A 21,624-nucleotide genomic window follows, 5' to 3' on the forward strand; every position below is an offset into this window, starting at 1 on the left:
AGAATGTTCCGAGCACTCGTGCCCTGACAGAGGCCGCGATTCCAACGCGGTCTCAGAGACGGGCTCGGGAACTCCCGCCACGCGGTGAGACGGAGAGTCGAACTCCGAAGCCTCTCGGCTCTCGGTTTCAAACCGAGCGCGGTCGCCTATCCGCATGTCTCACCACGCCGTGTCCCGGGGTCGAACCGGGAACCCGTTGCCGGGGCTGGCGTAGCAGGCCAGTGGGGTCACCATTCCCCAGACACGGCACATCGAGCCGATGAGGATTCGAACCTCGGTTCTGTGCATTCAAGGCATAGATCGTCGTCCGCTGGACTATCGGCTCTCGGGACTGCCGAACGCTCGGCAGTTGATTATCTATCTGTACGACTGGTTCTAACTGCGCAATCACGACCACTCAGTCGTGATTGTGGTTCATATTGTGGGGCGTACTTCGGGTCATCCCGGGAATACCACACCGGATCATGTAGGTTGCAGACCCTGCTGGGCCCGTCACCGCCGGAACGATTCGGATTGACCGAACCGACGGAATCTGCCTACCTCGATGAGTATCCCCACGTGGTTACGCCACGCGCGACGCCGACGCCGGGATTCGAACCCGGATCACGGCCGCGACAGGGCCGCATGCTCGCCGGATTACACCACGTCGGCAGGTGGTGATCGCCCCGGCCGGAATCGAACCGGCGACCTCCGGATTCAAAGTCCGGCGTCCCTCGCCAACGGAGACTCCGGGGCTTCACCTAGCTGCAGCTATCGCTACGGGGGTGTGTACTAGCAACTCCGAGCGCGCCAAACGCGCACGGAACTGCCGTTCGTCCCACTCTCAGGAACGAACGCAGACCAAAATGCCGTGAGCCTCAGCCAGTCCACTTACCCGGAGTTGGTGAACCGAGTGGGTACTGGATGAAGGTAAACGGCAGTCCCGTGTTCCCCGGCCCCGGGCGGGTAGTCCGCGTGGGAGCCGAGTTATGCGGGTAAGAGTGTCCGGAGATTGCCGGAGCGCGTCGCACTCTCGTGTTCGACGCAACTCCAGCGATTCTCGTCCGAACGCTCCGCACGCTGGTCTTGTAGGTAGTTGCTGAACACGCGAACCGCGGCTAAGCGAGAACGAGCAGGCCGCGGTTTGAGATGCGTGTTCATCATTGTGCGGAATTCGGGTTTCGTGTCGGTCGTCACTTACAAATCAGCGCGGCAACTGTATTAACTGTAGTTTGGGTATGGTACGCATAGTCACGATGGTCTCCATGGAGATACGCACGTAAGCGCGACGAGTGAGACAATAGTCGGGGGTGAATGGTTACGGCTGGTGAGTCGTGATGTCGAAATAAAATTCCGAGAAGCGTATTTTGGGGTGAAACGCACCCTTTCGCTACTCGCTATAGGCGTCGAGGAGGTCCCATTCCTCCCGCATCAGCTCTCGGACACCGTGATCAAGTATCCCCTCACCGAGTGAGGTAGCCTGATAGTACGAATAGAGGCCATCGCGATTGGGCGTCTTCCGCTTTCGATTCTCGACGAGTCCGACATCAACGAGGGCGTCGAGGTGATAGTGGAGCGTGTTCGACGGGAGGTCTAATCCTTGTTCCAGTTCTTTCGCACTGCGAGGCCCTTTTTCAGTGAGGTAGTGGAGAATCCGAAAGCGGGTTTCGTTCCCAATCGCTCGCTGCATGTCCAGATATTGTTCGAGAGAGAGGAGACTATGCTCCGGCAGGAGTCCTGCTAGATCGTCTGCGTCAGGGGAAGAACGATCGGTTTCGGACATACTTACTACTTACTCGAGCAGGCGCATAAGTGCTTGCTGACTCAGCATCTACAGAAAAGTAGCTTATTCATATATAGGCATACAATGCGGATGTAATGCGCGACCGCTTACTCGGCGAACTCGGTGAGCTAGCCCACTCACGCTTTCTCGTCTATCTCATGGGTCCATACAAGACGTTCGACGTCGATACACTGCTGGAGGCAGCTGGGGAGGGCAACCGAGAGGCCCTCAGTTCGATTCCAGAGACGGTCGATTTTGGTGCACTTGTCGGGTCGGACATCGACCTTGACCAACAGGAGGCAGTGCTCGATCTCCTGTTGTACGCCCGTGACCGACTTCGAACTGATCCGGGGGTCAATGCGTTTCTGGCCATTGATATCGACATCCCACTAGAGGAGATGGACGCTGCGACCCAGAGCATCGAATTCGCACTCGCAAGCAATGCCGTCATCTACATTGTCCCGCAGATCGGTGATAATCTCGGTGTCGGCATCGAGACCGGCTCTGTTCTCGAGGCGATTTTTCGCAAACGCGATGAACAAGCACCGACGGCCACCCATCAGGAACGGATTCTGTTCATTCACGAATCCGGTGTCCGGAGTGCGATGATTGCCGCAGTTCAAGACCGGTGGGACGCTCGCGTCTATTCGTATGACGACCGCGATGATCTCGTCCGTCAGCTTCGGTTGTTCGTCCGCGACCTCGCACGACGGGAACAACGTGGCGACCTCCCACAACTCGATTGACTGGAGAACACCGCTGGACGCTCACGCTTGGAGAGGATAGAGTGAGAGGCCCAGTCGTCGGTGATGGGGCAGTATTCGCGGTGACGAGGAACGGACGCGTTGTCGGACGAGATCTCTGAGTACAGCATCGACCCACAGCGGCAGTCAACTGTAGTCGGTTGAATAAAAAGGGAAGCGTCCTATAGGACATCAGGAACGTGAGCCGACTTCGGTTCCCGGTGTGAACTCGGTCAACTCTTCGATTCGGCGTTCGAGTGCCTCGACTTCCTCGCGTAACTGGGTGGCTTCCGGATCGTCACTTGTGGTGAGTCGATCTTTCAACCCTTGCAGTCGCGTTTGCTTGTGTTCGTCGTCGACGTCGGCTTTCCGGACGTACGCACGCTCTTCGATATCGTACACTGCCGACTCCGGAAGGTCGGTCACGTCGAGTGCCTCGTCGACTTTCCCGCGGTCGACACCCATAACCTGTTCGCGAGGGATGCCGGCGTCTTCGAGGACACGCAGCACCTCTTCATCGTCCTTAAGCGTCCGATTGCGTCGCGTTGTTCGTTGGACGGATCCGTACTGGCCGTGGACGGGCTGGTCGTGATGAAGTCGGTCAAGCAGGAGTTCCCGGACGGACTGACGGAGGTCACCAGCGTTGCGCTGGACGTCCGAACACAGCGTGTAGAGATTGATGAGCACCGGCGTCTCACACTCGGCGAGTGCTGTTGGGTCGTGTCGTTCGAGCGCGTCGATGAGAAGCAGCATATCGGCGTAGACGTCGAGGTCGGGTTCGACACGCTCACTTTTGGTTGCAGCGGGACGACTTTCGACCAACTGTGAACTCGTCGGGTCGTTGGTTTCAGTAATCGTCCCCGCTCGCTCGTCGCACTCGTAGCGTGGATGGAGACTCAATACTGCTGCATAGGGTTCGGCATCGGGTGGAAGTCGGCTCAAGTCGAACGTGCCACCGACCTCCTCGATCCGCTCGGCAAGCGTCGCAAACTGGTCGCGCTGCAGCGGTTGTGAGTCGCCGGAGTCGACGAACTCGATAACGACACGGTGTGCTTGGCTGTCGGTAATGCGGAATCGCGTCTCCGTGAGCGGCGTCACGAGTGTCGCTTCATCAGGAAGTGCGTCGCACTCCTCGAGGAGCGTGTGCCAACTCCCAGTGAATGGCATACGCGACACTTGCCGTCGGTAGATAAAACGTCTCGGCTCGCTTTCGACGACGAGGAGCATTCTGGTTCGCTATCGAGGGTCTCACCGTGTTGAGATCGATCGACTGCGACGTCTCATACTCGCCCGAGAGCTTAGGAAACAGTGGAGTCTGTCGTAGGTGTTGCAGATCGGTGTTAACCAACGTAAGTCGCGAAAATTCCGGAGTTGTTGGTTAACAGGATGGCAATGTTCATGGCTCTTGTCGGGACGCGTCACGGAGTGAGACGGAGCCCGTTCGTCGATTCATAGACGTACCCTTTCAGCAACAACTGTTCAAGAAGGTCCTCGGCCTCTGGCCGCTCGAAGCCACCGGCAGTGAGGAGGTTGACAGCCGCATCGTGCGTAATCATTTCGTCCTCATCGAGATCCTGCGTGATACATTCGAGTGCGGCTTGTTGTGATGGCGTCAGCGGGGTCGACGAGTTCCGCATTATCACAGATTTGTGGGCGACCACCGAGACTGTTGGGGTTGTGTCGGCACATTCTATCTCGCAGTGTCTGTCTAATTTAACGTGTTCCTCTTTGAAAGTCCTCAATCGGTGATTTTTGACACTGCTTACACCTCTCTGGGCAAAAACCAATATCCTGCCACGTGGCAAGCATCGTGGACCGAGCTGTGGATCGTCCACGCCCGCTCCAGTGGCTGTTTCAGCGTCGGCTACACTCGACACTGCGAGGAAACCAGACATCCCGACCAGTGCAGGTGTGGCGAGTGTGATACCGGAGCTATCTCGTATCCGACTGGCCAGCGACGAGACAATCCGGTACCTAGAACCAACTACTCCGACTGATCACGGACTGACCCAGAGTAGAATATAACACCGGCCCTATCGTAGCAGTCTCGCACGCATGAGTGGCGGGAAGGAGCCCACCCTGACGGAAGCGACTGTCAGGGAACTGGCCAGGTCCAAATCCTACGAGCGGGGACAGTCCTATTACGAACAGGGAGCAGTCAGTAACGTGGTTCGGCGCGGTGAGACAGTCCGGGCCGACGTCAGAGGGAGTCAGTACCAACCCTACACGGTCACCATCGAATTCGACGACGCTGGAGTTGCTGGCACGGACTGTTCTTGTCCTTACGACCACGGCGGTATCTGCAAGCACCGGGTTGCTGTGATGTTAACATGTATTGGTGACCCTGAGAGCGTGCGCGATCGGCCACCGATTTCGGAGCTGGTCGCCAACACAGATCGAGAGACGCTTCAGGATCTGCTCGTCGAACTCGCCCACAACCGTCCGGAGGTGACCGACTGGATCGAGACTCGCCTCACCTCCACGGAGGAGACGTCCACCGACACCGCTGTATCGGTGAATATCGAGTCGGTCCGTCAGCGAGTGAACCATGCACTGCCGAAGCCGGGACAGCGAGGACACAACGACGCCTACGCCGAAGCAGAGCGGATGGCTGAGGAACTGGACGGACTAATCAAGCAGGCACGGAAAGCGATTGAATCCGGTGACGGCGCGACAGCACTCAACGTGCTCGCAGCGGTCACGGACGAACTCGCGGACAACAGGTGGGCCAGTCTCCTTCCCTATGATGTACCCGACGTGTTCGAGGTGATCGAAGAACTCAGTAAGACATTCACCGAAGCGATTCTCACCGCCGAGTTGACGGCGTCCGATCGCGATGGCTGGGAGGAGCGCCTCATCGAGTGGGACGAGCAGTTCGAGTACTACATGGGCGAATCAACGTTGCTGGCTGCGGCAGACGCAGCGGCTCAGGGGTGGGACGACAAACGGGTTCAGCGGGCGATGGCGGGCGAACTTGACGGGGGAGAATTCTGGAAGGACGATGATACCTGGCACAGCGACGACATCGTTACTGCCCGGCTGGCGGTTCTCGAACGAGAGGACCGTGTCGAGGAGTATCTCAACCTGGCAGCAGCCGCGAACCAGACCCGAGCATACGCGGGGATGCTGGTTCAACAGGGGCGCATCGAGGAGGCAACTGACTACGCGATTCGGCGGTTCTCGACACCGGGTGCCGTGCTTGAGTTGGCCAAGACGCTCCGTGCCCACGATGAGACACGAGCGGCCCTGCAGGTAGCCAAACACGGCCTGACACTCGATGGCCACCAGAAAGACACGCTGGCAGAGTGGCTGCGCGACCGGGCAGCCAGTGCTGGCGACCGCGAACTCGCACTGGATGCAGCCGTTATTGCCTTCAAAGTGAACCCATCGATGAGCACCTACCAGGCAGTTGAGGAACTCGCTGACGAGGACTGGGAAACCACCAAGACCGATCTACTGGAGTTCCTCCATACGACGGAACCGAGCGGTATCACTGCTTCCCGGGCGGTGGAGGTGTTTCTCCACGAAGGACAGTACGATGAAGCCATTGAACTCGCGGACCGGACGGGCCGAACCAGCGTGATCGAACCCGTCGTTGAAGTTGTCACGGAGGAGCGTCCGCATTGGGTGATTAGCACGTGCAAATCCCAAGCCGAACCGATTATCGAGCAGGGGCAGCACGACAGCTACACGACAGCAGTTCGCTGGCTCAGACGCGCTGGCGAGGCAGCACGGGCGGCTGACGAACTTGACGAGTGGCGTGAGTACGTCGAAACGGTGCGGGACGACCACTATCGCAAGTACAAATTGCGGCCGATGCTGGACGACCTGTTGGAGGAGTTCTGAAGTACGAGGTACCCGTTGAATCGGTATGCCCACGATTGAATACGCATCCGAACTCGATCCGTTGCTGAACTTGTCACTTCCCTCGGACTGGATCGTCGCCGTCGTTCCGGAACTGGGCCAGTTAACGGCAGAATCTGACCTCTTGGATGATCGATAGCTCCTACTGCTGTCGACACGATCTCTCGCCAACACGGTCTCGAAAGCCGAATCCCTCCGTAGCGGATTACCAACTGCTACGTTGGGCAATTGTTTGAGTCCACGGATTCAAGGTTTCGCTCCGCGAATCGTCATGTATGGCTGATGATTCAGAGACGTCACCGTCGTTTCTCTCGGCGCTCCCGAGCCAACCCATTACAGACGACATCGTGAAGCGGATTGGCGAAAGCGACAATCCAAAAATTCGTGGAGCAATGGGGTTTCCGGGCTCAACACCGGGGTCAATCGAAGCGTTTCTGCTGGATATGGAAGCGAAGACGCATGTGATCGTCTTTGATCCAAGCGCGGAACAATGGCACGTCTACAACTCCTTCGAAACCGAGGGGATGAGCCATCAAGAGATGGTCGATCATGCGAGCGAACTCGCCAACGAGTGGCTCGCACAAAGCCTCTCAGATCGCATCGCAGCCGCAGAAAACACTGATCAGGATACGTGATTCTCCGCTACTACGCCGATGCAGAAATTCCGGAGTGGCACGACCGCACGCTCCGACTCTTGCGAACGCTTCACGACGAGCACGGCATCACAGTCGAGATCGACCGAGTCGACGAACAACACGGACCAATCACAGACTTTCCAGGCGAAGTACGGTATCCGACGCCAGAAGACGTCTACGAGCGCGACCTCAAACGCAACCGAGAGCTGAACCAAGCTATCGACCAGACGCCATCAGAGGCGTTCAAACGCTATGGGAAACTCGACATCGCTGGGAACATCGCAGTCGTTGATGACGAGGGTACCGTTCGGTGGGCCTCGACACTCCCAGGCTACGCTGACGGTTATCGGCCAGGTGTCGAATCACGGACTGCGATGGACTTCTTGGAGGACATCGCCGCCTCTCCGAGCAACCGTCTCTGTGTCGAGTGCCTCTCTTTGCTGGACGGCGACGAGAACTTCTGTCCGAACTGTGGCTACGAAGTTCCGTAACACAGTGCACTCGGTCAGAGCTCTTGGAGCCGTTCGACGTACCGCTCACGGTCAAACATCTCGTTTTTCGTCATCATCTCGTGTATCTCTTCAAGCAGGATTGCTCCAACCGTGTCGATTGCTTTCTCTCTGGAGTGGCCTTGCTCCATCAACCGGTCTACCGCTTGACTGACCTCCTCCAGATCAGAGCGTTGGAGTTGTTGCTCAACAACAGCCCGAATTTCATCCCCAAGTTGGTCATTCGTCTCACACATTGGTTTACTCAGGTACCCTACGTCAGACTATGACAAAGAACGACAGGAGCACATCAGGATGGAAATCATCGTTGATGCCTATGACCGGCACGAAAGGACAATCAATTAGTGCACCTCTCAAAGACACGATCCAGTTTCAGTTTCCACATCAACCATCTAAACGTCTCCACGCGCAAGCCGGTCGATGAATTCACGACGTTCTTGTTCGCGTTCACTCTCGCCTGCCTCATACGTGGCGGTGACCTTCTGTCGATACGCGTCAACCACCTCTTCGTCACCAACGAGACGAACCCCATCTCGAAGCGCCGCATACGCAACGTGTGTCGGTAATGACTCGATATTGTTTACGTCAACAAACCCCACTGCGAATTCCTGTAGCTCAGCGTCGATACGGTTGCGTCGACGGAATCGCTCATCTTCAGGTATCTCTTCTGGGAACCGAAGCGCAATATCGACGTCCGATGACTCGTCTGCTGTCCCTCGTGCATGTGACCCAAACAGAATCGCGAAGCTGATCTTCGTTTGAGCGAGGTACGCCCTGATGGCAGCAATGTCGAGCGTGTCGACAGCGGAGTCACCTGGGTTGGTCATGATGGTACTTTGTACTCCGGGTTAATATAGTTCCAGTTGAAGCCTCTTCTTGACCAGTACCAGCTACTGGTCGGTCACTGTCTCTGTGTCCAACTCGCAATTAGAAAGACGGACCCGAAGTTGCTGACCATGTTCGAGGTCTACAGGAGGGTCTTCAAGCCGAAGTAGAATCGTCCCATCACCGGCGTCAACAACCTGTGCGGTGAGTTCTTGAGTGGTGACTGCTGACTCGATTCTCCCAAGGCGCTGGTCAATCGCTGCGAGTGACTGCTCAATAGTCTGTGTCTCTGCTGTCTCAGTGTCTGCAGGCGACTGAGGCTCGGAGGTCGTCTCTGCTGGCACCGTTGAAGTCTCGTCAGCTGTCGTCTCAGTAGCACCGTTTGACAGCTGCGGATCCGGTCGTGGTGGAATCCGTGCGCGGAGCTGTTCAAGATCTAATCCTTCCGCAGCGAGGTCGACGTCGTCACACCGAGTCGCTGTGGGCAACGAACATTCGAGTTCGACCGAGCCGTTAGTGAGTAACGATCCGTTCGTCGTCGCTGCTGCTCGTACTCGGCGAGTGGTCTGGTCTGTCACCCACGGCGGTGGTGTCCAACCGGCGTCGTCCAACAATGTGTAGCAGTCGGTGTTATCAGTCGCCCACACGAAACTGGCGTATTTGTCTTTGTACTGATTCGCAGCGGCACCTTGTTGATGTGTGATAACCGTCTGGATGGGCGCAAACGCGTCGACGACGGCGTCGATAGTGTCCGACGTGGGGTGGTTGCTGAGTGTGAAGTGGTGGGTTGTGCAGGCGGCGCTCGACAGCGGGTCACTCGCGCCGCTCGTGAGTTGAACGAGCGTTGCACCGGGGTCATCGCGGATTGCCTCGAAGAGTCGTTGTGAGCTGCCACCGACTGGGACTTCTGGGCCGGCAATCGTGACGCCGCCTGCTGTGAGGGCGTCGGATGGAGCAGTGAACTCTGGGACGCTGGTGACATTCGGGACAGAGTATCCGAGACTCTCGTAGAGCTTTGCGGCGTGCCCAACGAGGGAAATCGGGAGTTGGTCGTCCCACTGGTCTGTGAGATGGCCGAGGAGATAGGCGACATGCACCCCAGTCAGGCCACTTGCAGTGGCGAGGACGGTCGAGCCAGCACGTGCTCGTTCGAGAATCGTCCCAATCGCGTCGGTCAGTGTTGATTCGAACTCCTCGTTCGTTGCCGCCGTCAGGACGAGCGTGTCGACGTCGACGGGGAGGTCAAGGTCGAAGCCGGGATAGCCAGCCGCCCGTCGTGTCGTAAAGTCACCAGTGACGAGAATCGTTCGTCGCACATCGTCGTCGGCCACTTCGAACAGGAAGCCTGTCGCACCTGGCGTGTGGCCTGCTGGAACAGGATGGACGCGAAGACCCGGCGCGATCTGCGTCCACGTGGTAATCGGTTCGAGGCGGTCGAGGACCTCTTCGGTCTGTGTGAGGCCGTGATGCTCACGGCCTGTTTCGAGGACGTCTTCGAGGATGCGAGCCGTATCACCCCCCGTGTAGATCGGTGGGCCGTGATCGAGATTCGCTCCCAGTGATTGGTAGTGGTCCAGATGCGCGTGCGTCAAACAGATTGCAGTGAGGAACTCCCCAGCATCTTCGTTGAGGAGTGTGGTCGTATCGACATCCGCTCCAGCATCAACGAGCACACAGACGGTCTGGTCGGCGAGGAGCCCCTCAAACCGAAGGATGAGTGACTCACGACCGGAGCGTGGGTTCGCATGCTGAAACTGGATGTTCATTCTGGAAAGTCTAGGAATCGATGGGGTAAATATCGTTCCCCTTTCAGAGTATGAAAAGTATCTGATACAGCAACGACACACAACGAACGTGCAGCATCTGTCGCTTTCTGACAGTGACACCCGAAAGCCCCCGGACGCTCGGCTTCATCTTCACCCTAAAACCAGCATCGTAGTCAGATCGCCGTTGAGCGACGTTCTACACGCCCATCGGTTACCGCCACGGCGTCCTTTTCTTCCAGTCGTCTCACAATCTCCTGTACGTCCGCTGCAGACCAGTCAAGCTCCTGTTGCAGGTCAGCTACCGACTTCGGTTCCTCAATTGCGTGCAGTACTTCGAGCTCCTCGTAGACGCGCTCAGTGATCTCCGCTACGGGGTCGTGCAACGGTGTCGTCACGTTGTGTTGTTCGGTGAGATCGGTCAACGCTTCGTTGACGTACGTCACGAACAGCTCTTGCTCCAAGAGTTCGACCTGCGTCTCGAGTTCCGCTTCGACGACGTCGAACTCGAGGCCGGTCTGCATCAACGAGAACATATCCTCGATGTCGTCCACCCGACCAGCGACCGCTTTGAACAGGAAGATGTCCTCTGGACTCACAAGCTCAACCGCGAGATTCCCCGGGTCGAGATAGCGTTCGCTCCGCTCACGAATGCCTGGAGACAGAATCAGCTTACCGATCACTTGCTGGTTGAAAACGTCGATACGACACCCATCATCGTTCTCAAGGATTCGCTGGGCACCGAGTTCTTCGTACTCTTCGTCCGGTTCCTGGACGATATCGTATCCCAGCTCGAGAAGCACCGCTTGTAACTGACTCAGGTCGTCGCCGGAGGAGACGATAAGGTCGATGTCTTTGGTTGTCTCTTTGAGTCCGCGAAACGCCATCGACCCACCGCCAATCAAGAAGACAGTCAGTGGGTTGTTCAGCTGCTGGCCAATGCGCTCGAGCTCTGAGCGAATGTATGCGCTATCGAATCGCGCCCTCATAGCGTCACCTCGTACTCCTCAGCCAGTTCCTGGAAGTCTTCCCACTCGGGAAGTCGGGACGTCCGCTGGGCACCGCTGGTGTCGAGATAGGTGCAGAGGGCGTCGACGATGTCGTCGACGCCGTACTTGGTAGCTTGGGCTCGGAGTTCGTCGCGGTCGATGTCGACGTGACTGAGCAAGAGCAGGCAGTATGACTGAGTCCGTGCGCCCGAATCGATCACGAGCATGTGACAGCACAACATCTCCGGCGAGAGCTCACTCGTCGCCTCCGAATAGAGGTAGTGTCTGCGGTCACGTGCCAACAGCGGGAGGCCGTATCGCTGGAACTGGTCTGGACCTGTCGGAATGAAGTGTTCGTCGGCGATCTCAGTCGGCGCTTGGACAAGGAACTCGTCGAGAGACTCCCACAGAATCGTGTAGGTGTCGGTCTGTTCTTCGACAGTCTGGCGGTGGACCTGATGGGCAAGCTCACGAGCGAATGTACTCAGCTGTTCGAAGCCGTCATTCAGTGCGTACGCACCGTTGTCGGTTTGGTAGACGAGTCCGCGATGCTGAAGCGGGGCAAGCGTACGGTGGGCGGTACTTCTGTGGACGTCGGCGTGGCGTGCAAGCTCTGTCGCTGTCCGTGGGGTATCGAGGAAGTAGCAAACCCTGAGGGCTGCCCCTGACAATAGCTCCGGCCAGTCGATGTGTGAATACTGCTGCGTGAGGTCCGTGAGTAACTCGAGTGCCTTGGCGTCCGACAGTCGAATCTGCTTAGTCTTCCCTTGTCGACGTGTCTCGACGAGGCCAGTTGTTTCGAGCCGCTCGACGAGTTCTGAGGTGTAGCTGAGACTCCGATCAAGACTGGTTGCGAGTTCAGAGACCGTCTGCTCACCGTGGAGGGCTGTAAGGGCGCGAATCTCACCTTCTGTGAGCATACTGTTGCATACTAGCGAACCAATATATAAATCACTTCGGTATTTTGCAACACAGACCTGACTCCGTCGACGACGTGGGCATAACAGATGAAAGCCCTCGGCCACTCGGCATCCCGCGACCACGCGAGACTGCGTCTCGCTTGCTCCCGTTCGCTTCACTCACGGGAACCCCGCTGCGCGCCTCGTTTCACTCAGTGCTTGCGGAGTCGGGGGACGTTCACGGCGCTTGGCGCCGTGTGCTCGGGAGACGTCGTCTCCCGGTGACCGAGGCGGTCTCGCCCTTTCGGAGTCCACCAGGATAACGGTTGATTCACCAGGCGTCAAACCCGGTTGGACGAGTATTTCGTTATGGCACGCCCCGCTCGCCGCTTCCGCCTTCCGGTGAGCAAGCTCACCGACGTCTCGTTCGCTTCGCTCACGGGACCTCCGCGTCGCTCGCGACTGACCATTCCGGGACTGCCTGCCTGCAGTAGCGGGCGGGCTGCCGGGCTAAAATGAATGTGCCCTCGACGCCAGCAGGTAACCGCGAGGGGTTGCGCTGCGTGGCTGCTCACCCCCACGCTTACTCTGCTGGACGCTTGCTCCGGGCGGGTCGCCGCGCGGTGCTGGTTGTATCGCCTGCCGTAGGCGCTCTCGCTCGCGCCCAAGGGGCGCTCACGAAGGCGCGAGCGAGAGCGCGTAGACGGGTCTGTCGGGTGACGGTGTGAGAAGTCCGCGATGTTGGTGCATCGCGGTGTCGGGCGCGTGAGCGCCTTCAGGTATACTGCAATATCGAGTAAGAACTCAACCAGTAATGTAGTTTCGGTCGATGAACAGGCATTCGAAAACGCGGACGAGGCGGAAATCGACGAGGACGGCTTCGAGATTGTCGATGAGACGCCGGAATTCAGAGCGACGGTGCAGATGGAAGTGCAAGCGAAGGTGGATGCGAACCACCCGGACGGAATCGTCGACACGAGTGACGAGCGCATCTACGGGGCAACCCTCGAACAAGAAGAGCGCATTCGGGGTCGCGAGGAAGAGCTAGAGCGCATCAGTGCCAGAGCGACGTTTGGAACGCAGGACGGTCGGGAGAAGCGGTCGCGAGACGTGGCGGCGACACGGAGTGTAGAGCGACGGACGAAGTTCCAGAAGCGAGCGGCGAGTGTGGATGTGTGGGCCGACCCAGAGCGAGCTGATCCACGTGAAGAGCTGACTCAGGACCAGTTGGCGGCGGTGAACACACAGGCGGTGCGATTGAGTGAGAAGCTCGATGGCTGGTCGCGAGCGGCGATTGGGCGGCGACTCGGTGAGGCCGTGGCCGGTGGGAAGGACATGATGAGCGCGGTCGTCAGCGTGTTCGAGGAGTTGCAGACGGCGCCGGGACAGGTGGTTCCCATCGGGAAGCTCGAAGATGTGAATCGCAAAGAGGTGCGTATTGCGGGGCGTGTCGAGACGCTGTGGGTGCCCTCACATCCAAGTATCGCTCAAGTGGGTCTCATCGCGGACGATAGTGGACGAACCAGAGTGACGGTCTGGAAGGCGTCGAATGCACCCCTGATGGACGAGGGCGAGCAGGTGCGCATCGATGGCGCGGCGCGGAACTGGTACGAAGGACGCGTTTCATTGGCCGTCACCGGGTGGTCGAGTCTCACCTTCCCTGAGCGCGGTCGGTGGTGGGAATAGCTGGACGACGTCGCCTTCTTTTTTTGCTATGTGCCCGTTCGCCCACTTCCCGCCGCCCCACCCAACCGCCACGTTCCGGGCGGCTCACCAGCCGCCGGGCTTTCGCTATCATTTGGTGGTGATTCGCTCCGTGTGGGCGATCTTGAACGGTTCTCGAGTGATGATAGGTTTCTGAGGCCGTGCTGAACTTAGGGCGCAAGTTGGTCACTTATCCGCAGACTGGGTGGTATGACGGTTGTACAACCACCATGGAATGTCGAGCACCATTGCGAAGGCAACTGCTGCACCAAGCCCCACCAGAACCTCATCAGTAACTCGGAACGCAAGAAAGACCGCAGTGCCGCTTATGACGACTCTTATGATCCGACTCAGATTCCAATCGAGGAGGGCAGACTGAAGCGTGGACATTACTTACTCAGTCGGAAGTTGCGAACATATGTGTTCTGGAAGTCTGGGTTCGATATGATGAACTCACTCTCTGTGTGTTGCACGCACTCTCTGACAGGGTTCGGGGAGGTTTCTGTGGTCATGCTGAACTCAGCGCGCATAGTCAGCATTTGATCTTCTAGTGCCTGACTCAACCTTTTTGTGTTCATAATTTGTCTTGATGACATGGTCGATTACAAATCCCTATCCGCCGGTGTCATCGTGGGGGGAGTGATAGCCTGGGTCCACTCTATTGATGGTTCATGGAACCCACAACTGCTGCTTTCTCTTGGTCTCATCTGGGCTCTTGCTGGCTGGTTACTCACTCGAAATCGTTCCGCTCTGAAGGACAGTGATCTCTTCCCACAGATTCTACTCCCTCTTTTGCTGGTATTCCCTCTCTATAGTATCCATCCTCAACTTCAACTTGGAGGGCATCGACTCACACTTGTGCAGCTCGCGATGGGTATCGCAGCTGTAGGAATTGGACTTGGAGCAGAGATGAGCAAATCAACCGACGAGGAGCGACCTCAAACAGGAACTCCCGCTGATTGACTACTGACAGACACATCCTCGTATGTGTCACGGCGATTCTGACAGTGTTCAGTGAGGTTGCTGTGGCCGTGCTGAATAGAGCGTGAATCGGTCACACTATGGAAAGAACGGTTCCGAGGAGACTTACACAAGCGGCACCAACTACCGTAAATAGAGCGGTGGCAGAGACGTTGAACTCATCAGGGTTAGTTCGCAGTGATTCGTAGCCAGCACCGATAATCATCCCACTTCCACCGATTCCCATAAGCAATGTCGAAATACTGTAATTGCCAGAAATGATTGGCTGCGCTGCTGGGAACCCAACAGAGAGTCCAACCACTGCAAGGGCGCTGTTGTAGATATACAACCGTTCCATAGAGATCTTATCAATCATCGTTTACTAATTTCTGAGGGAGCGATGCACTTCCGTTCGTAAACTGCCAAAGAGACTGATTTCACACCACATTACACACACTGTGTGACGGTCTTTTCCATCTCCTAGCTTCGGAGTGCCTCCACGGGCTGTTCGTTTGCAGCCTTCCACGCGGGATAGAGTCCGCTTCCGATGCTCGTCACGATTCCAAAGACGAACGCGATAACGAGGACGCCGAGGTTTCGCGGGTGGAAGGTCAACATGGCGTCGTCCACCAAGTAGTAGTTCACACCGAGTGAGACGACGATACTGACGACAGCGCCGACGAGACCACCGATAACGCCCAGGAGCATCGACTCGGACAGGAGAATCTTCAGAATATCTCGCCTCTGAAACCCGACTGCACGGAGAACACCGATCTCCTGACGACGTTCAATCGTACTCATCAGCATGACGTTGAGGATACTGACGCCGGCGACGATGAGCGAAATCGACCCGATCGCGGTGAGGAACCCGCGCAGAATGTCGAAGAAACCGGAGATGAGTCCCGAGAGCAGGTCCGGGTTTGGAACCTGTACGCGTTCCTCTCGGACGTTCAGTCGCTCGCGAATCGTCGTCGCCGTCTCGTTCGCGGTCTGTGTCTCAGGAGGAATGACGATGACAGAGGAGTACCCATCCGCTTCGACGGTCTGTATCGGTACGTAGAGGTTTGCGGAGAATCCCCCACCGTCGACGACTGCTCGAACACGCGTACTGCGGCCGTCGATTTCGACTCGCTCGCCGACCTCAACCTCAAGCGTCTCTGCAATGAGCGAGTCTACGAGCACACCCGATTGGAACGATGCTGGTACCTGTCCTTCACTCGCTTCTAGATACGCATCCGGTCGTTCAACCCCCACCACCGACGCTCGTTCTAGCGAGTTATCCCGTCCGGCCGACACTGGCACTTGTATCTGCTTCTGTGGTATGACCGTCGCTCCCGGGACCGCCCGTCCCACGTCTTGCACGTCGCGCTCCGAGAGGCGGCCGTCACGCGCAGCAGGACCGGGATTGACTGACACTTGCGAGTTCGTCTCGCTCGTCACGTCCTCAGCATTCACTTGGAGAGACGTCGCAAACATGCCTAACGAGGCGATTGCGACGACGCCGATGACGATTCCCAGTGCGGCCAGTCCCGATCGGAGTGGAGTCCGCGTCAGGTTTCGTCGTGCCAGTTTGAACGATGGAAACCGCTCGTCGAGAAAACCGAAGTTCAAGACGTGAGCCTCCCGTCACGGAGTTCGATTGTCCGATCAGTGTACTCTGTCACCTGTGGGTCGTGCGTCACCGCGATTATTGCGACGTTCTCGTCTCGTGCGATACGCGTAAACTCGTCCAGAACTTGTTCACTTGTTTCGCTGTCGAGGTTTCCCGTCGGTTCGTCGGCGAGGAGGATTCGCGGTGAGTTGATGAGCGACCGGGCGATAGCCACGCGTTGTTTCTGGCCACCCGATAGTTGGTCCGGGTGGTGTTTGAGTCGGTTCCCGAGGCCAACCCGTTCGAGAAGCATCGTCGCCCGACTACGGATGGTTTCGTCTATCTCGTATATCGCCGGAAGCTCGACGTTCTCTTTGGCAGAGAGCGTCGGGATGAGAAAGAAGTCCTGAAAGATGAACCCGATCGTCTGCTTGCGAACGGTCGTCCGCCGACGATCCGTGAGCTCTGTAACGTCTTGTCCATCCAGCGAGACTGATCCCGTCGTCGGCTGGTCGAGGAGGCCGATGATGTTCAGGAACGTACTCTTCCCGCTTCCGCTGGGTCCCATGATGGAGACGAACTCACCGCGAGCGAGACTGAAGTCGATTCCCTTGAGAGCGAGAAACGTCTCCTCGCCCGTCTGGTACTCTTTCGTGACGTTCGTGACCTCAATCGCCGTCATTGTACCGCCTCACGAATATCACGGCGCTCACCGCGATGAGTGCAAGAACGACGAGTGTGACTATCGCTGGGACGAGAAGTCCTCCAGACCCATCGTTCGAGTTGTTCTGTCGTGCGACAGGTTCTGTCGACGAGACGTCGCGTTCGACGAGAACCGTCTTGTTGACGCGCTCGCCATCGACGAGGTAGGAGACATCGATTGGTATCGCTGTCGTGTTCGCTTCGAGTGCAGCGGTTAGTTCGAACGTGACGAAGTCACTTGCTTCGACCGTCCCGATGAAGTATTCTTTACTCGGTCCACGTGGCGTCACACCGTCGGCTGACTGGACGCTGACGATTGCGCCGTCCACGTCTGTCAGCCCGAGATTACTCGCACTCCCGGTGATTCGATAGACGTCACTGTCACGCTCGAAAGCGGTTCCCGTGAGGTCCAACGACCCTGGCAGTGCGTCGTATGCGACTGTGGTGTCTTCGCTCCGGCGTTGGTCGCCGAGCAGATAGGTCGCAGTCACGTCGATCTCTTCACCGCTCACCTTCTCCATCGGTAGTTGGACGATTTTTGATCCGTTCGGTTCGATTGTTCCGGCACTCTCTCGACCGAGAGTAGTCTCGTCGTCACGGGCAGAGACGACGACGCCAGCGAGCGGTGCGTTCCCGAAGTTCTGAACTTTGACGGGGAGGGTCGTCGAGCCGTTGACTTGTTCGACTCGCGCCGAGACGCTGACGTCTTGACGGAGTCGCTGGACGTCGACTGTCCGCGTCTCTCTGACGACGCGGTTCTCACCTGATGGGGTCGTGAACCGGAAGACGGCAGTAAGGTTGTGCATTCCGACAGTCGTTGGCGTCGGTTTTAGTGTGAAGGTGCGCTCACTACCACTGTCGAGTGTCGCGTTTATGCGTCTGGCTCCGTCGGTATCGAAGGACTCACCTTTGAGTCGGACGTCGAGATTGCGAATCGCTTCCTGCTCGCCATTCGAGACGGTTACCTCGACCGGCGTCGGTGCGTTCACCGCCGCTTTTCCGACACCCATCTCCAGTTGGGGTCCACCTCTCCGAACAATCACTGAGAGGGGATACCTGAGTTCTCGTTGTGTGCCAGACGCAGACTCTCCTTCCACTTCGACACGAAGGGACTGACTTCCCGTCGAACCGAGTGACATTGTCAACGGAACGGTCATCGACGCGCCGACGGGAATCGTTCCGGGGTCGTTGATGATCGCCTTTGTCACGCCCTTGTTCGTCTCAACGGTCACTCTCTCGACGTCGAACGCTTCGGAGTTCTGTGCGTTCGTGATAGTCGTCTCCACGGTGAACTGTTCGTCGGGGGCCGGCTGGTCGGGCGTCGCGGTGACATTCGCGATAGCAACGTTCGATTCCGCCGCCGTGACGACTCCGAACGGGACGGCCGAACACAGTAATACGCCGAGAGCGACAATCGGGAGGACTCGTCGCTCCATCTACACCAGTCCGCTAACGATGGTGAAGATACTCCCACCGACTGATAGCAGAATCAGGGGAGAAACGACGAGTGCGGCCTGCTTCATCGTGAGATCTCGTCCATGCCTCATAGCAAAGGCGAACAGGGCACCTTGCCAGAGGGTGAACACGATACCGAACAGGGAGATTGCCCACAAAATGGGTCCGTTAAGTGGGTTCTGCATGGCCGCTGCGAACCCAGTCGGCGAGTTGACCGAGTCACCACCGAGGAAAACTAGATAGGCGACGCCGGTCACAGCGGCCGAGAAGATACCAGGGACGTATCCCCAGCCGACGAGTTTGAACACGGTTCCAAAGGACCCCTCCCCGTCGAAGATCATTGAGAGGAGGTAGAAAATTCCGGCGTAGATGAGCCACCCGAGGAATGCAGCGAGGAACGAGAACGCCATTGAGACGTACATAATGAGGTTCATGAATCCTGCTGTATCGGGATTTGAGATCGATGCAGAGATTGTCGAAAAGAGGACGTACTGAAGGGCTACGCCGAGCAGTGCGACAGCGGTGACGATAAGCGCTGGTTGGAGGAGGCGGGGGTCTTCCGACTCTCTACGGAAGAACTCGTTGGGGCTAGTCAGGACGTTCACAGATTGTGTGTCTCTGCAGTCATATTTATTGTTTTTGTTGTCACAGATGTTAGATTTTCACTATAAGAATATTAATTTGTGATGAACTGTTTGGATTGTCTAAGTATGTTTGCAGGCGAGTTATCACTCTGTCATGCATGGGCAAGCTATCAGTCAAAACCGTATGATAGTAGACGATAATTAGAGCCCATTAGTAACATCTCGATCGCTGCTATAAGCTGTAAACCAACTATCATAACATACCCTTTCTCGAAGCCAAAAATTGATGGTAAAGAGCCACTTACACCGGCATATAGGACAAAGACCGCAGAGCAGACAATTATCGGGACAGCTGTCAGGACTACTAGTCTTCCTGCTTTCTGGGAGGGCATATAGGTAGCAATCATTAGAGTAGACAAATAGATTTTGTGACAATCAGAAAGGAACACATGTGTTAGATCTGGGTCAACTCAGCACCATTGGGACTAAGCAAACAAGATTCCAGTGTCAAATACACCCTCTAAGTTCAGCACGCATATTCTGTCAGACTCTTAGGAATTCGACGAGACCGCAGTGTTGTTTTTCTGCCCCTGAGGGGTGAGGGGCGCGTGGAGACGTGCGATTCGTCTGGTGTCCCTCGTGAGTACCATGGCAACGAGAAACATCTACGAAACGGCCTTCGACGAAGACGTCCAGTGTGAGTCCAGTTCGAACAACTGTCCCGAATGCAACGGCCACGTGGCGACGAACGCGGTGGAAACAGTCTGTGAAGACTGTGGACTGGTCATCGCCGACCAGGAGATCGACCACGGCCCCGAGTGGCGCTCGTTCGAAGACGGCGACAACCGCGAACGGACGGGTGCTCCTCTCACAGCGGCCCGTCACGACCGGGGCTTATCGACCGAAATTGGGCGTAGAACCGATGGAAAGGGACGCACGCTCTCTGGGTCGAAACGACGTCAGCTCGCCCGGATGCGGCGTGAACACAGTCGTAGCCGGTTCCAATCGAAAGCCGAGCGGAACCTCGCGCACGGGTTAGGTGAGGTTCGAAGAGTCGCAAGCGCTCTCGGACTCGGAGGTTCAGTTCGTGACCAAGCGTGTCAGCTCTTCCGGAGTGCCCAACGTGAGGACCTCTTGCTTGGTCGATCGATCGAAGCGGTAGCTGCCGCCAGTGTCTACGGAGTCTGTCGGTGTCACGGACGGCCACTCGCCCGTGACGATCTCGTCGACGTTGCTCGTGTCGACCACTCGGGCGTGACGAACGCGTACAAAACGTTGAACAGAGAACTGGGACTCCCGACACAGCCCGTCGCCCCACAATCGCTACTTCCCAAACTCGCTTCGGAACTCGATGTCGATACACGGGTTCGTCGTCGAGCGCAGAGATTGGCCGAGCGTGCGCATGAGACGTCCATTACGAACGGTTATCAGCCGTCTGGCGTCGCCGCAGCCTGTCTCTATCTCGCCAGTCGTGAACACGGCCAGTCGCTGACACAGACACAGGTTGCAGCGGCCGCCGGAACGACGCCGGCGACATTGCGAGCACGACATGCAGAACTCATCGAGCTAATCGTTGGGGAGGTCCAAGTCGCATCAACGTAGGATTCATTCAGGAGAGGACAGCGTCGACAGACAAGACGAGTGCTTCTGTGGCCGAACGCAACCCGAGTACGCTTCGTCGGGGTCGTCTGGATATTGAAATACGAGGACGGATAAAATCGAGACAAGCCGATGACTGACCACTACGCCGACTACGAAGCACTCCGTCCGGTGGGTGAAGCAACCCGGATGCCGGATCGCGAACTCGGTACTCATTTCGACGCGCAGAACAACGGGCGTTCCATCGCAGGCTACCCAGCCGAGGCTCAACAACGAGAGGCCAACTGTCCCTCTTGTGGGACGTCGATTCCACCCGGCCAGCCAAAGTGCCGATTCTGTCTCACTCTCGATCCATCGGACGAGCAGCATCACTCGGATACCGAGCTGTCGCTCCTGCACGTCGTACACCTGTTCGTCGAGTCGACGACGTACTACGGCGCCGTCGCAAAAGGAGCCGCTGCAGCGAGACTACTTGCGACAAATGAGTCCGACCCCGCCGTCGACGAGTGCCAGCTCATCTACGATTTCGACGAGGAGCCTGCCGCACAGGTGACCGACGCGTGGCCAGCGCTCTCCCCTGCGCTGCGAGTCGCTTCAAAGCGTGGCGAGGAGGTGCTTGCAGTCGCTCGTGAGCGAACGACCTGGGGAAGCACAGCTCACTCAGCGACTGAACACGCGACGTACTTCTACGACGAGAGTGGGAGCGCCATTCGAGATCAAGCGCACCTTTCGACGCTCCTCGAGAGCGCAGACGACGACGGCTGGCTCGTTCCAGCGATTGCACTCCAGCACTCTCCCGTGGAGACGCGTTCGGAGTCTCAAGAACACCAGATACCAACGAAGCGGTCGCTGCAGTGTCGGGAGTGTGGTCGAGAGACCACACATCGGGTTTCTGAGTTCGAGGAGAGTGCCGATAGTGGGTGGAGTGGACAGCCAATCTGTGAGTGCACTCTGTGTGGAGCACCGTGCTTTGGGCCTGACCCAAGAGCGAGTCAATAAGCTCACGCAGAGAAGTTTTATTTGTCCCCTGAAGGGTGCGG

24 protein-coding genes and 3 tRNA genes are annotated in these 21,624 nt (G+C 57.4%); 9 read left to right on the plus strand and 18 right to left on the minus strand.

Annotated elements, in window-relative coordinates; genetic code table 11:
- Positions 1-252: 252 nt before the first annotated feature.
- The 4 genes from BM083_RS18870 to BM083_RS18890 form a co-directional block, all read right to left on the minus strand.
- Positions 253-325, minus strand: a tRNA-Ser gene (locus tag BM083_RS18870).
- A gap of 252 nt (positions 326-577) precedes the next feature.
- Positions 578-651 (minus strand) — tRNA-Asp (locus tag BM083_RS18875).
- A gap of 9 nt (positions 652-660) precedes the next feature.
- Positions 661-736 (minus strand) — tRNA-Gln (locus BM083_RS18880).
- Positions 737-1,369: 633 nt separating this feature from the next.
- On the minus strand, positions 1,370-1,762 hold the full coding sequence (locus tag BM083_RS18890) for an ArsR/SmtB family transcription factor (protein ID WP_009367722.1): 393 nt from the start codon (positions 1,760-1,762) through the stop codon (positions 1,370-1,372).
- Positions 1,763-1,857: 95 nt separating this feature from the next.
- On the opposite strand from BM083_RS18890, the gene BM083_RS18895 reads away from it, so the two are divergent.
- Positions 1,858-2,508: a DUF7509 family protein gene (locus tag BM083_RS18895; RefSeq protein WP_009367721.1), complete on the plus strand. Its 651-nt coding sequence runs from the start codon at positions 1,858-1,860 to the stop codon at positions 2,506-2,508.
- Positions 2,509-2,697: 189 nt separating this feature from the next.
- Here the strand turns inward: BM083_RS18895 and BM083_RS18905 are convergent, their stop codons facing one another.
- Positions 2,698-3,672: a DUF7983 family protein gene (locus BM083_RS18905; RefSeq protein ID WP_089871582.1), complete on the minus strand. Its 975-nt coding sequence runs from the start codon at positions 3,670-3,672 to the stop codon at positions 2,698-2,700.
- A gap of 251 nt (positions 3,673-3,923) precedes the next feature.
- On the minus strand, positions 3,924-4,142 hold the full coding sequence (locus tag BM083_RS18910; protein WP_089871584.1) for a hypothetical protein: 219 nt from the start codon (positions 4,140-4,142) through the stop codon (positions 3,924-3,926).
- A 418-nt stretch (positions 4,143-4,560) separates the two neighbouring features.
- Between BM083_RS18910 and BM083_RS18915 the strand changes: the two genes are divergently transcribed.
- The 4 genes from BM083_RS18915 to BM083_RS18925 all read left to right on the plus strand — a co-directional run bounded on the left by BM083_RS18915 (position 4,561) and on the right by BM083_RS18925 (position 7,495).
- Positions 4,561-6,351, plus strand: a complete 1,791-nt coding sequence (locus BM083_RS18915; protein WP_089871586.1) for an SWIM zinc finger family protein — start codon at positions 4,561-4,563, stop codon at positions 6,349-6,351.
- A 25-nt stretch (positions 6,352-6,376) separates the two neighbouring features.
- Positions 6,377-6,508, plus strand: coding sequence for a hypothetical protein (locus BM083_RS24015; protein ID WP_281244234.1), 132 nt, complete (start codon positions 6,377-6,379; stop codon positions 6,506-6,508).
- Between the two features lie 136 nt (positions 6,509-6,644).
- Positions 6,645-7,004 (plus strand): DUF7964 domain-containing protein, encoded by a 360-nt coding sequence (locus BM083_RS18920; RefSeq protein WP_089871589.1) that lies wholly within the window; start codon positions 6,645-6,647, stop codon positions 7,002-7,004.
- Complete coding sequence (locus BM083_RS18925; protein WP_089871591.1) at positions 7,001-7,495, plus strand: zinc ribbon domain-containing protein; 495 nt, start codon at positions 7,001-7,003, stop codon at positions 7,493-7,495. Before BM083_RS18920 ends, BM083_RS18925 begins: the two co-directional genes overlap by 4 nt.
- Before the next feature lie 14 nt (positions 7,496-7,509).
- Here BM083_RS18925 and BM083_RS18930 read toward each other — a convergent pair whose 3' ends face one another.
- From BM083_RS18930 to BM083_RS18950, 5 genes are all read right to left on the minus strand, one after another.
- On the minus strand, positions 7,510-7,749 hold the full coding sequence (locus BM083_RS18930) for a hypothetical protein (protein ID WP_089871594.1): 240 nt from the start codon (positions 7,747-7,749) through the stop codon (positions 7,510-7,512).
- A 156-nt stretch (positions 7,750-7,905) separates the two neighbouring features.
- Complete coding sequence (mntA, locus tag BM083_RS18935) at positions 7,906-8,340, minus strand: type VII toxin-antitoxin system MntA family adenylyltransferase antitoxin (protein WP_089871596.1); 435 nt, start codon at positions 8,338-8,340, stop codon at positions 7,906-7,908.
- 63 nt (positions 8,341-8,403) lie between these two features.
- A complete protein-coding gene (locus BM083_RS18940; RefSeq protein ID WP_089871598.1) occupies positions 8,404-10,104 on the minus strand; it encodes an MBL fold metallo-hydrolase in 1,701 nt (566 codons plus the stop codon).
- A 173-nt stretch (positions 10,105-10,277) separates the two neighbouring features.
- A complete protein-coding gene (locus tag BM083_RS18945) occupies positions 10,278-11,090 on the minus strand; it encodes a DUF6036 family nucleotidyltransferase (RefSeq protein WP_089871601.1) in 813 nt (270 codons plus the stop codon).
- Positions 11,087-12,010, minus strand: a complete 924-nt coding sequence (locus BM083_RS18950; RefSeq protein ID WP_089871604.1) for an ArsR family transcriptional regulator — start codon at positions 12,008-12,010, stop codon at positions 11,087-11,089. Before BM083_RS18950 ends, BM083_RS18945 begins: the two co-directional genes overlap by 4 nt.
- 768 nt (positions 12,011-12,778) lie before the next feature.
- On the opposite strand from BM083_RS18950, the gene BM083_RS18955 reads away from it, so the two are divergent.
- Entirely contained in the window at positions 12,779-13,675 is an 897-nt protein-coding gene (locus tag BM083_RS18955; protein WP_089871670.1) for an SOSS complex subunit B family protein, read from the plus strand.
- A gap of 204 nt (positions 13,676-13,879) precedes the next feature.
- Here the strand turns inward: BM083_RS18955 and BM083_RS18960 are convergent, their stop codons facing one another.
- Positions 13,880-14,083, minus strand: coding sequence for a hypothetical protein (locus BM083_RS18960; RefSeq protein WP_089871606.1), 204 nt, complete (start codon positions 14,081-14,083; stop codon positions 13,880-13,882).
- A gap of 204 nt (positions 14,084-14,287) precedes the next feature.
- Here BM083_RS18960 and BM083_RS18970 point away from each other — a divergent pair, with 204 nt between their 5' ends.
- On the plus strand, positions 14,288-14,656 hold the full coding sequence (locus tag BM083_RS18970; protein WP_089871610.1) for a hypothetical protein: 369 nt from the start codon (positions 14,288-14,290) through the stop codon (positions 14,654-14,656).
- A 91-nt stretch (positions 14,657-14,747) separates the two neighbouring features.
- Here the strand turns inward: BM083_RS18970 and BM083_RS18975 are convergent, their stop codons facing one another.
- The 6 genes from BM083_RS18975 to BM083_RS22955 all read right to left on the minus strand — a co-directional run bounded on the left by BM083_RS18975 (position 14,748) and on the right by BM083_RS22955 (position 19,377).
- Positions 14,748-15,029, minus strand: coding sequence for a hypothetical protein (locus BM083_RS18975; RefSeq protein ID WP_245756948.1), 282 nt, complete (start codon positions 15,027-15,029; stop codon positions 14,748-14,750).
- Positions 15,030-15,133: 104 nt separating this feature from the next.
- Entirely contained in the window at positions 15,134-16,264 is a 1,131-nt protein-coding gene (locus BM083_RS18980) for an ABC transporter permease (RefSeq protein WP_089871612.1), read from the minus strand.
- On the minus strand, positions 16,261-16,926 hold the full coding sequence (locus tag BM083_RS18985) for an ABC transporter ATP-binding protein (RefSeq protein WP_089871614.1): 666 nt from the start codon (positions 16,924-16,926) through the stop codon (positions 16,261-16,263). The genes BM083_RS18980 and BM083_RS18985 overlap by 4 nt, the downstream gene beginning before the upstream one ends.
- Positions 16,913-18,382 (minus strand): COG1361 family protein, encoded by a 1,470-nt coding sequence (locus BM083_RS18990; RefSeq protein WP_089871616.1) that lies wholly within the window; start codon positions 18,380-18,382, stop codon positions 16,913-16,915. The genes BM083_RS18985 and BM083_RS18990 overlap by 14 nt, the downstream gene beginning before the upstream one ends.
- Positions 18,383-19,006, minus strand: coding sequence for a Yip1 family protein (locus tag BM083_RS18995; RefSeq protein ID WP_177197704.1), 624 nt, complete (start codon positions 19,004-19,006; stop codon positions 18,383-18,385). It lies immediately after the preceding gene.
- A 149-nt stretch (positions 19,007-19,155) separates the two neighbouring features.
- Entirely contained in the window at positions 19,156-19,377 is a 222-nt protein-coding gene (locus tag BM083_RS22955; RefSeq protein WP_143085771.1) for a hypothetical protein, read from the minus strand.
- A gap of 256 nt (positions 19,378-19,633) precedes the next feature.
- Between BM083_RS22955 and BM083_RS19000 the strand changes: the two genes are divergently transcribed.
- Both BM083_RS19000 and BM083_RS19005 read left to right on the plus strand, forming a co-directional pair.
- Positions 19,634-20,587, plus strand: coding sequence for a transcription initiation factor IIB (locus BM083_RS19000; RefSeq protein ID WP_089871619.1), 954 nt, complete (start codon positions 19,634-19,636; stop codon positions 20,585-20,587).
- 129 nt (positions 20,588-20,716) lie between these two features.
- Positions 20,717-21,583 carry a biosurfactant protein 1 gene (locus BM083_RS19005; protein WP_089871621.1) on the plus strand — a complete coding sequence of 289 codons (867 nt, stop codon included), beginning with the start codon at positions 20,717-20,719 and terminating at the stop codon, positions 21,581-21,583.
- Positions 21,584-21,624: the final 41 nt, after the last annotated feature.

Source organism: Halogranum rubrum, from assembly GCF_900114455.1.
Classification (GTDB): domain Archaea; phylum Halobacteriota; class Halobacteria; order Halobacteriales; family Haloferacaceae; genus Halogranum; species Halogranum rubrum.

What these genes read in the sequence shown, in the direction of transcription:
- BM083_RS18895 (WP_009367721.1), top strand. Translation starts at nt 1,858, where the DNA reads ATGCGCGACCGCTTACTCGGCGAACTCGGTGAGCTAGCCCACTCACGC.
- BM083_RS18940 (WP_089871598.1), bottom strand. Translation starts at nt 10,104, where the DNA reads ATGAACATCCAGTTTCAGCATGCGAACCCACGCTCCGGTCGTGAGTCA.
- BM083_RS22955 (WP_143085771.1), bottom strand. Translation starts at nt 19,377, where the DNA reads ATGCCCTCCCAGAAAGCAGGAAGACTAGTAGTCCTGACAGCTGTCCCG.
- BM083_RS18975 (WP_245756948.1), bottom strand. Translation starts at nt 15,029, where the DNA reads ATGATTGATAAGATCTCTATGGAACGGTTGTATATCTACAACAGCGCC.
- BM083_RS18945 (WP_089871601.1), bottom strand. Translation starts at nt 11,090, where the DNA reads ATGAGGGCGCGATTCGATAGCGCATACATTCGCTCAGAGCTCGAGCGC.
- BM083_RS18910 (WP_089871584.1), bottom strand. Translation starts at nt 4,142, where the DNA reads ATGCGGAACTCGTCGACCCCGCTGACGCCATCACAACAAGCCGCACTC.
- BM083_RS18890 (WP_009367722.1), bottom strand. Translation starts at nt 1,762, where the DNA reads ATGTCCGAAACCGATCGTTCTTCCCCTGACGCAGACGATCTAGCAGGA.
- BM083_RS18915 (WP_089871586.1), top strand. Translation starts at nt 4,561, where the DNA reads ATGAGTGGCGGGAAGGAGCCCACCCTGACGGAAGCGACTGTCAGGGAA.
- BM083_RS18990 (WP_089871616.1), bottom strand. Translation starts at nt 18,382, where the DNA reads ATGGAGCGACGAGTCCTCCCGATTGTCGCTCTCGGCGTATTACTGTGT.
- BM083_RS18905 (WP_089871582.1), bottom strand. Translation starts at nt 3,672, where the DNA reads ATGCCATTCACTGGGAGTTGGCACACGCTCCTCGAGGAGTGCGACGCA.
- BM083_RS19005 (WP_089871621.1), top strand. Translation starts at nt 20,717, where the DNA reads ATGACTGACCACTACGCCGACTACGAAGCACTCCGTCCGGTGGGTGAA.
- BM083_RS18970 (WP_089871610.1), top strand. Translation starts at nt 14,288, where the DNA reads ATGGTCGATTACAAATCCCTATCCGCCGGTGTCATCGTGGGGGGAGTG.
- BM083_RS18985 (WP_089871614.1), bottom strand. Translation starts at nt 16,926, where the DNA reads ATGACGGCGATTGAGGTCACGAACGTCACGAAAGAGTACCAGACGGGC.
- BM083_RS18950 (WP_089871604.1), bottom strand. Translation starts at nt 12,010, where the DNA reads ATGCTCACAGAAGGTGAGATTCGCGCCCTTACAGCCCTCCACGGTGAG.
- BM083_RS18930 (WP_089871594.1), bottom strand. Translation starts at nt 7,749, where the DNA reads ATGTGTGAGACGAATGACCAACTTGGGGATGAAATTCGGGCTGTTGTT.
- BM083_RS18920 (WP_089871589.1), top strand. Translation starts at nt 6,645, where the DNA reads ATGGCTGATGATTCAGAGACGTCACCGTCGTTTCTCTCGGCGCTCCCG.
- BM083_RS19000 (WP_089871619.1), top strand. Translation starts at nt 19,634, where the DNA reads ATGGCAACGAGAAACATCTACGAAACGGCCTTCGACGAAGACGTCCAG.
- BM083_RS18960 (WP_089871606.1), bottom strand. Translation starts at nt 14,083, where the DNA reads ATGTCCACGCTTCAGTCTGCCCTCCTCGATTGGAATCTGAGTCGGATC.
- BM083_RS24015 (WP_281244234.1), top strand. Translation starts at nt 6,377, where the DNA reads ATGCCCACGATTGAATACGCATCCGAACTCGATCCGTTGCTGAACTTG.
- mntA (WP_089871596.1), bottom strand. Translation starts at nt 8,340, where the DNA reads ATGACCAACCCAGGTGACTCCGCTGTCGACACGCTCGACATTGCTGCC.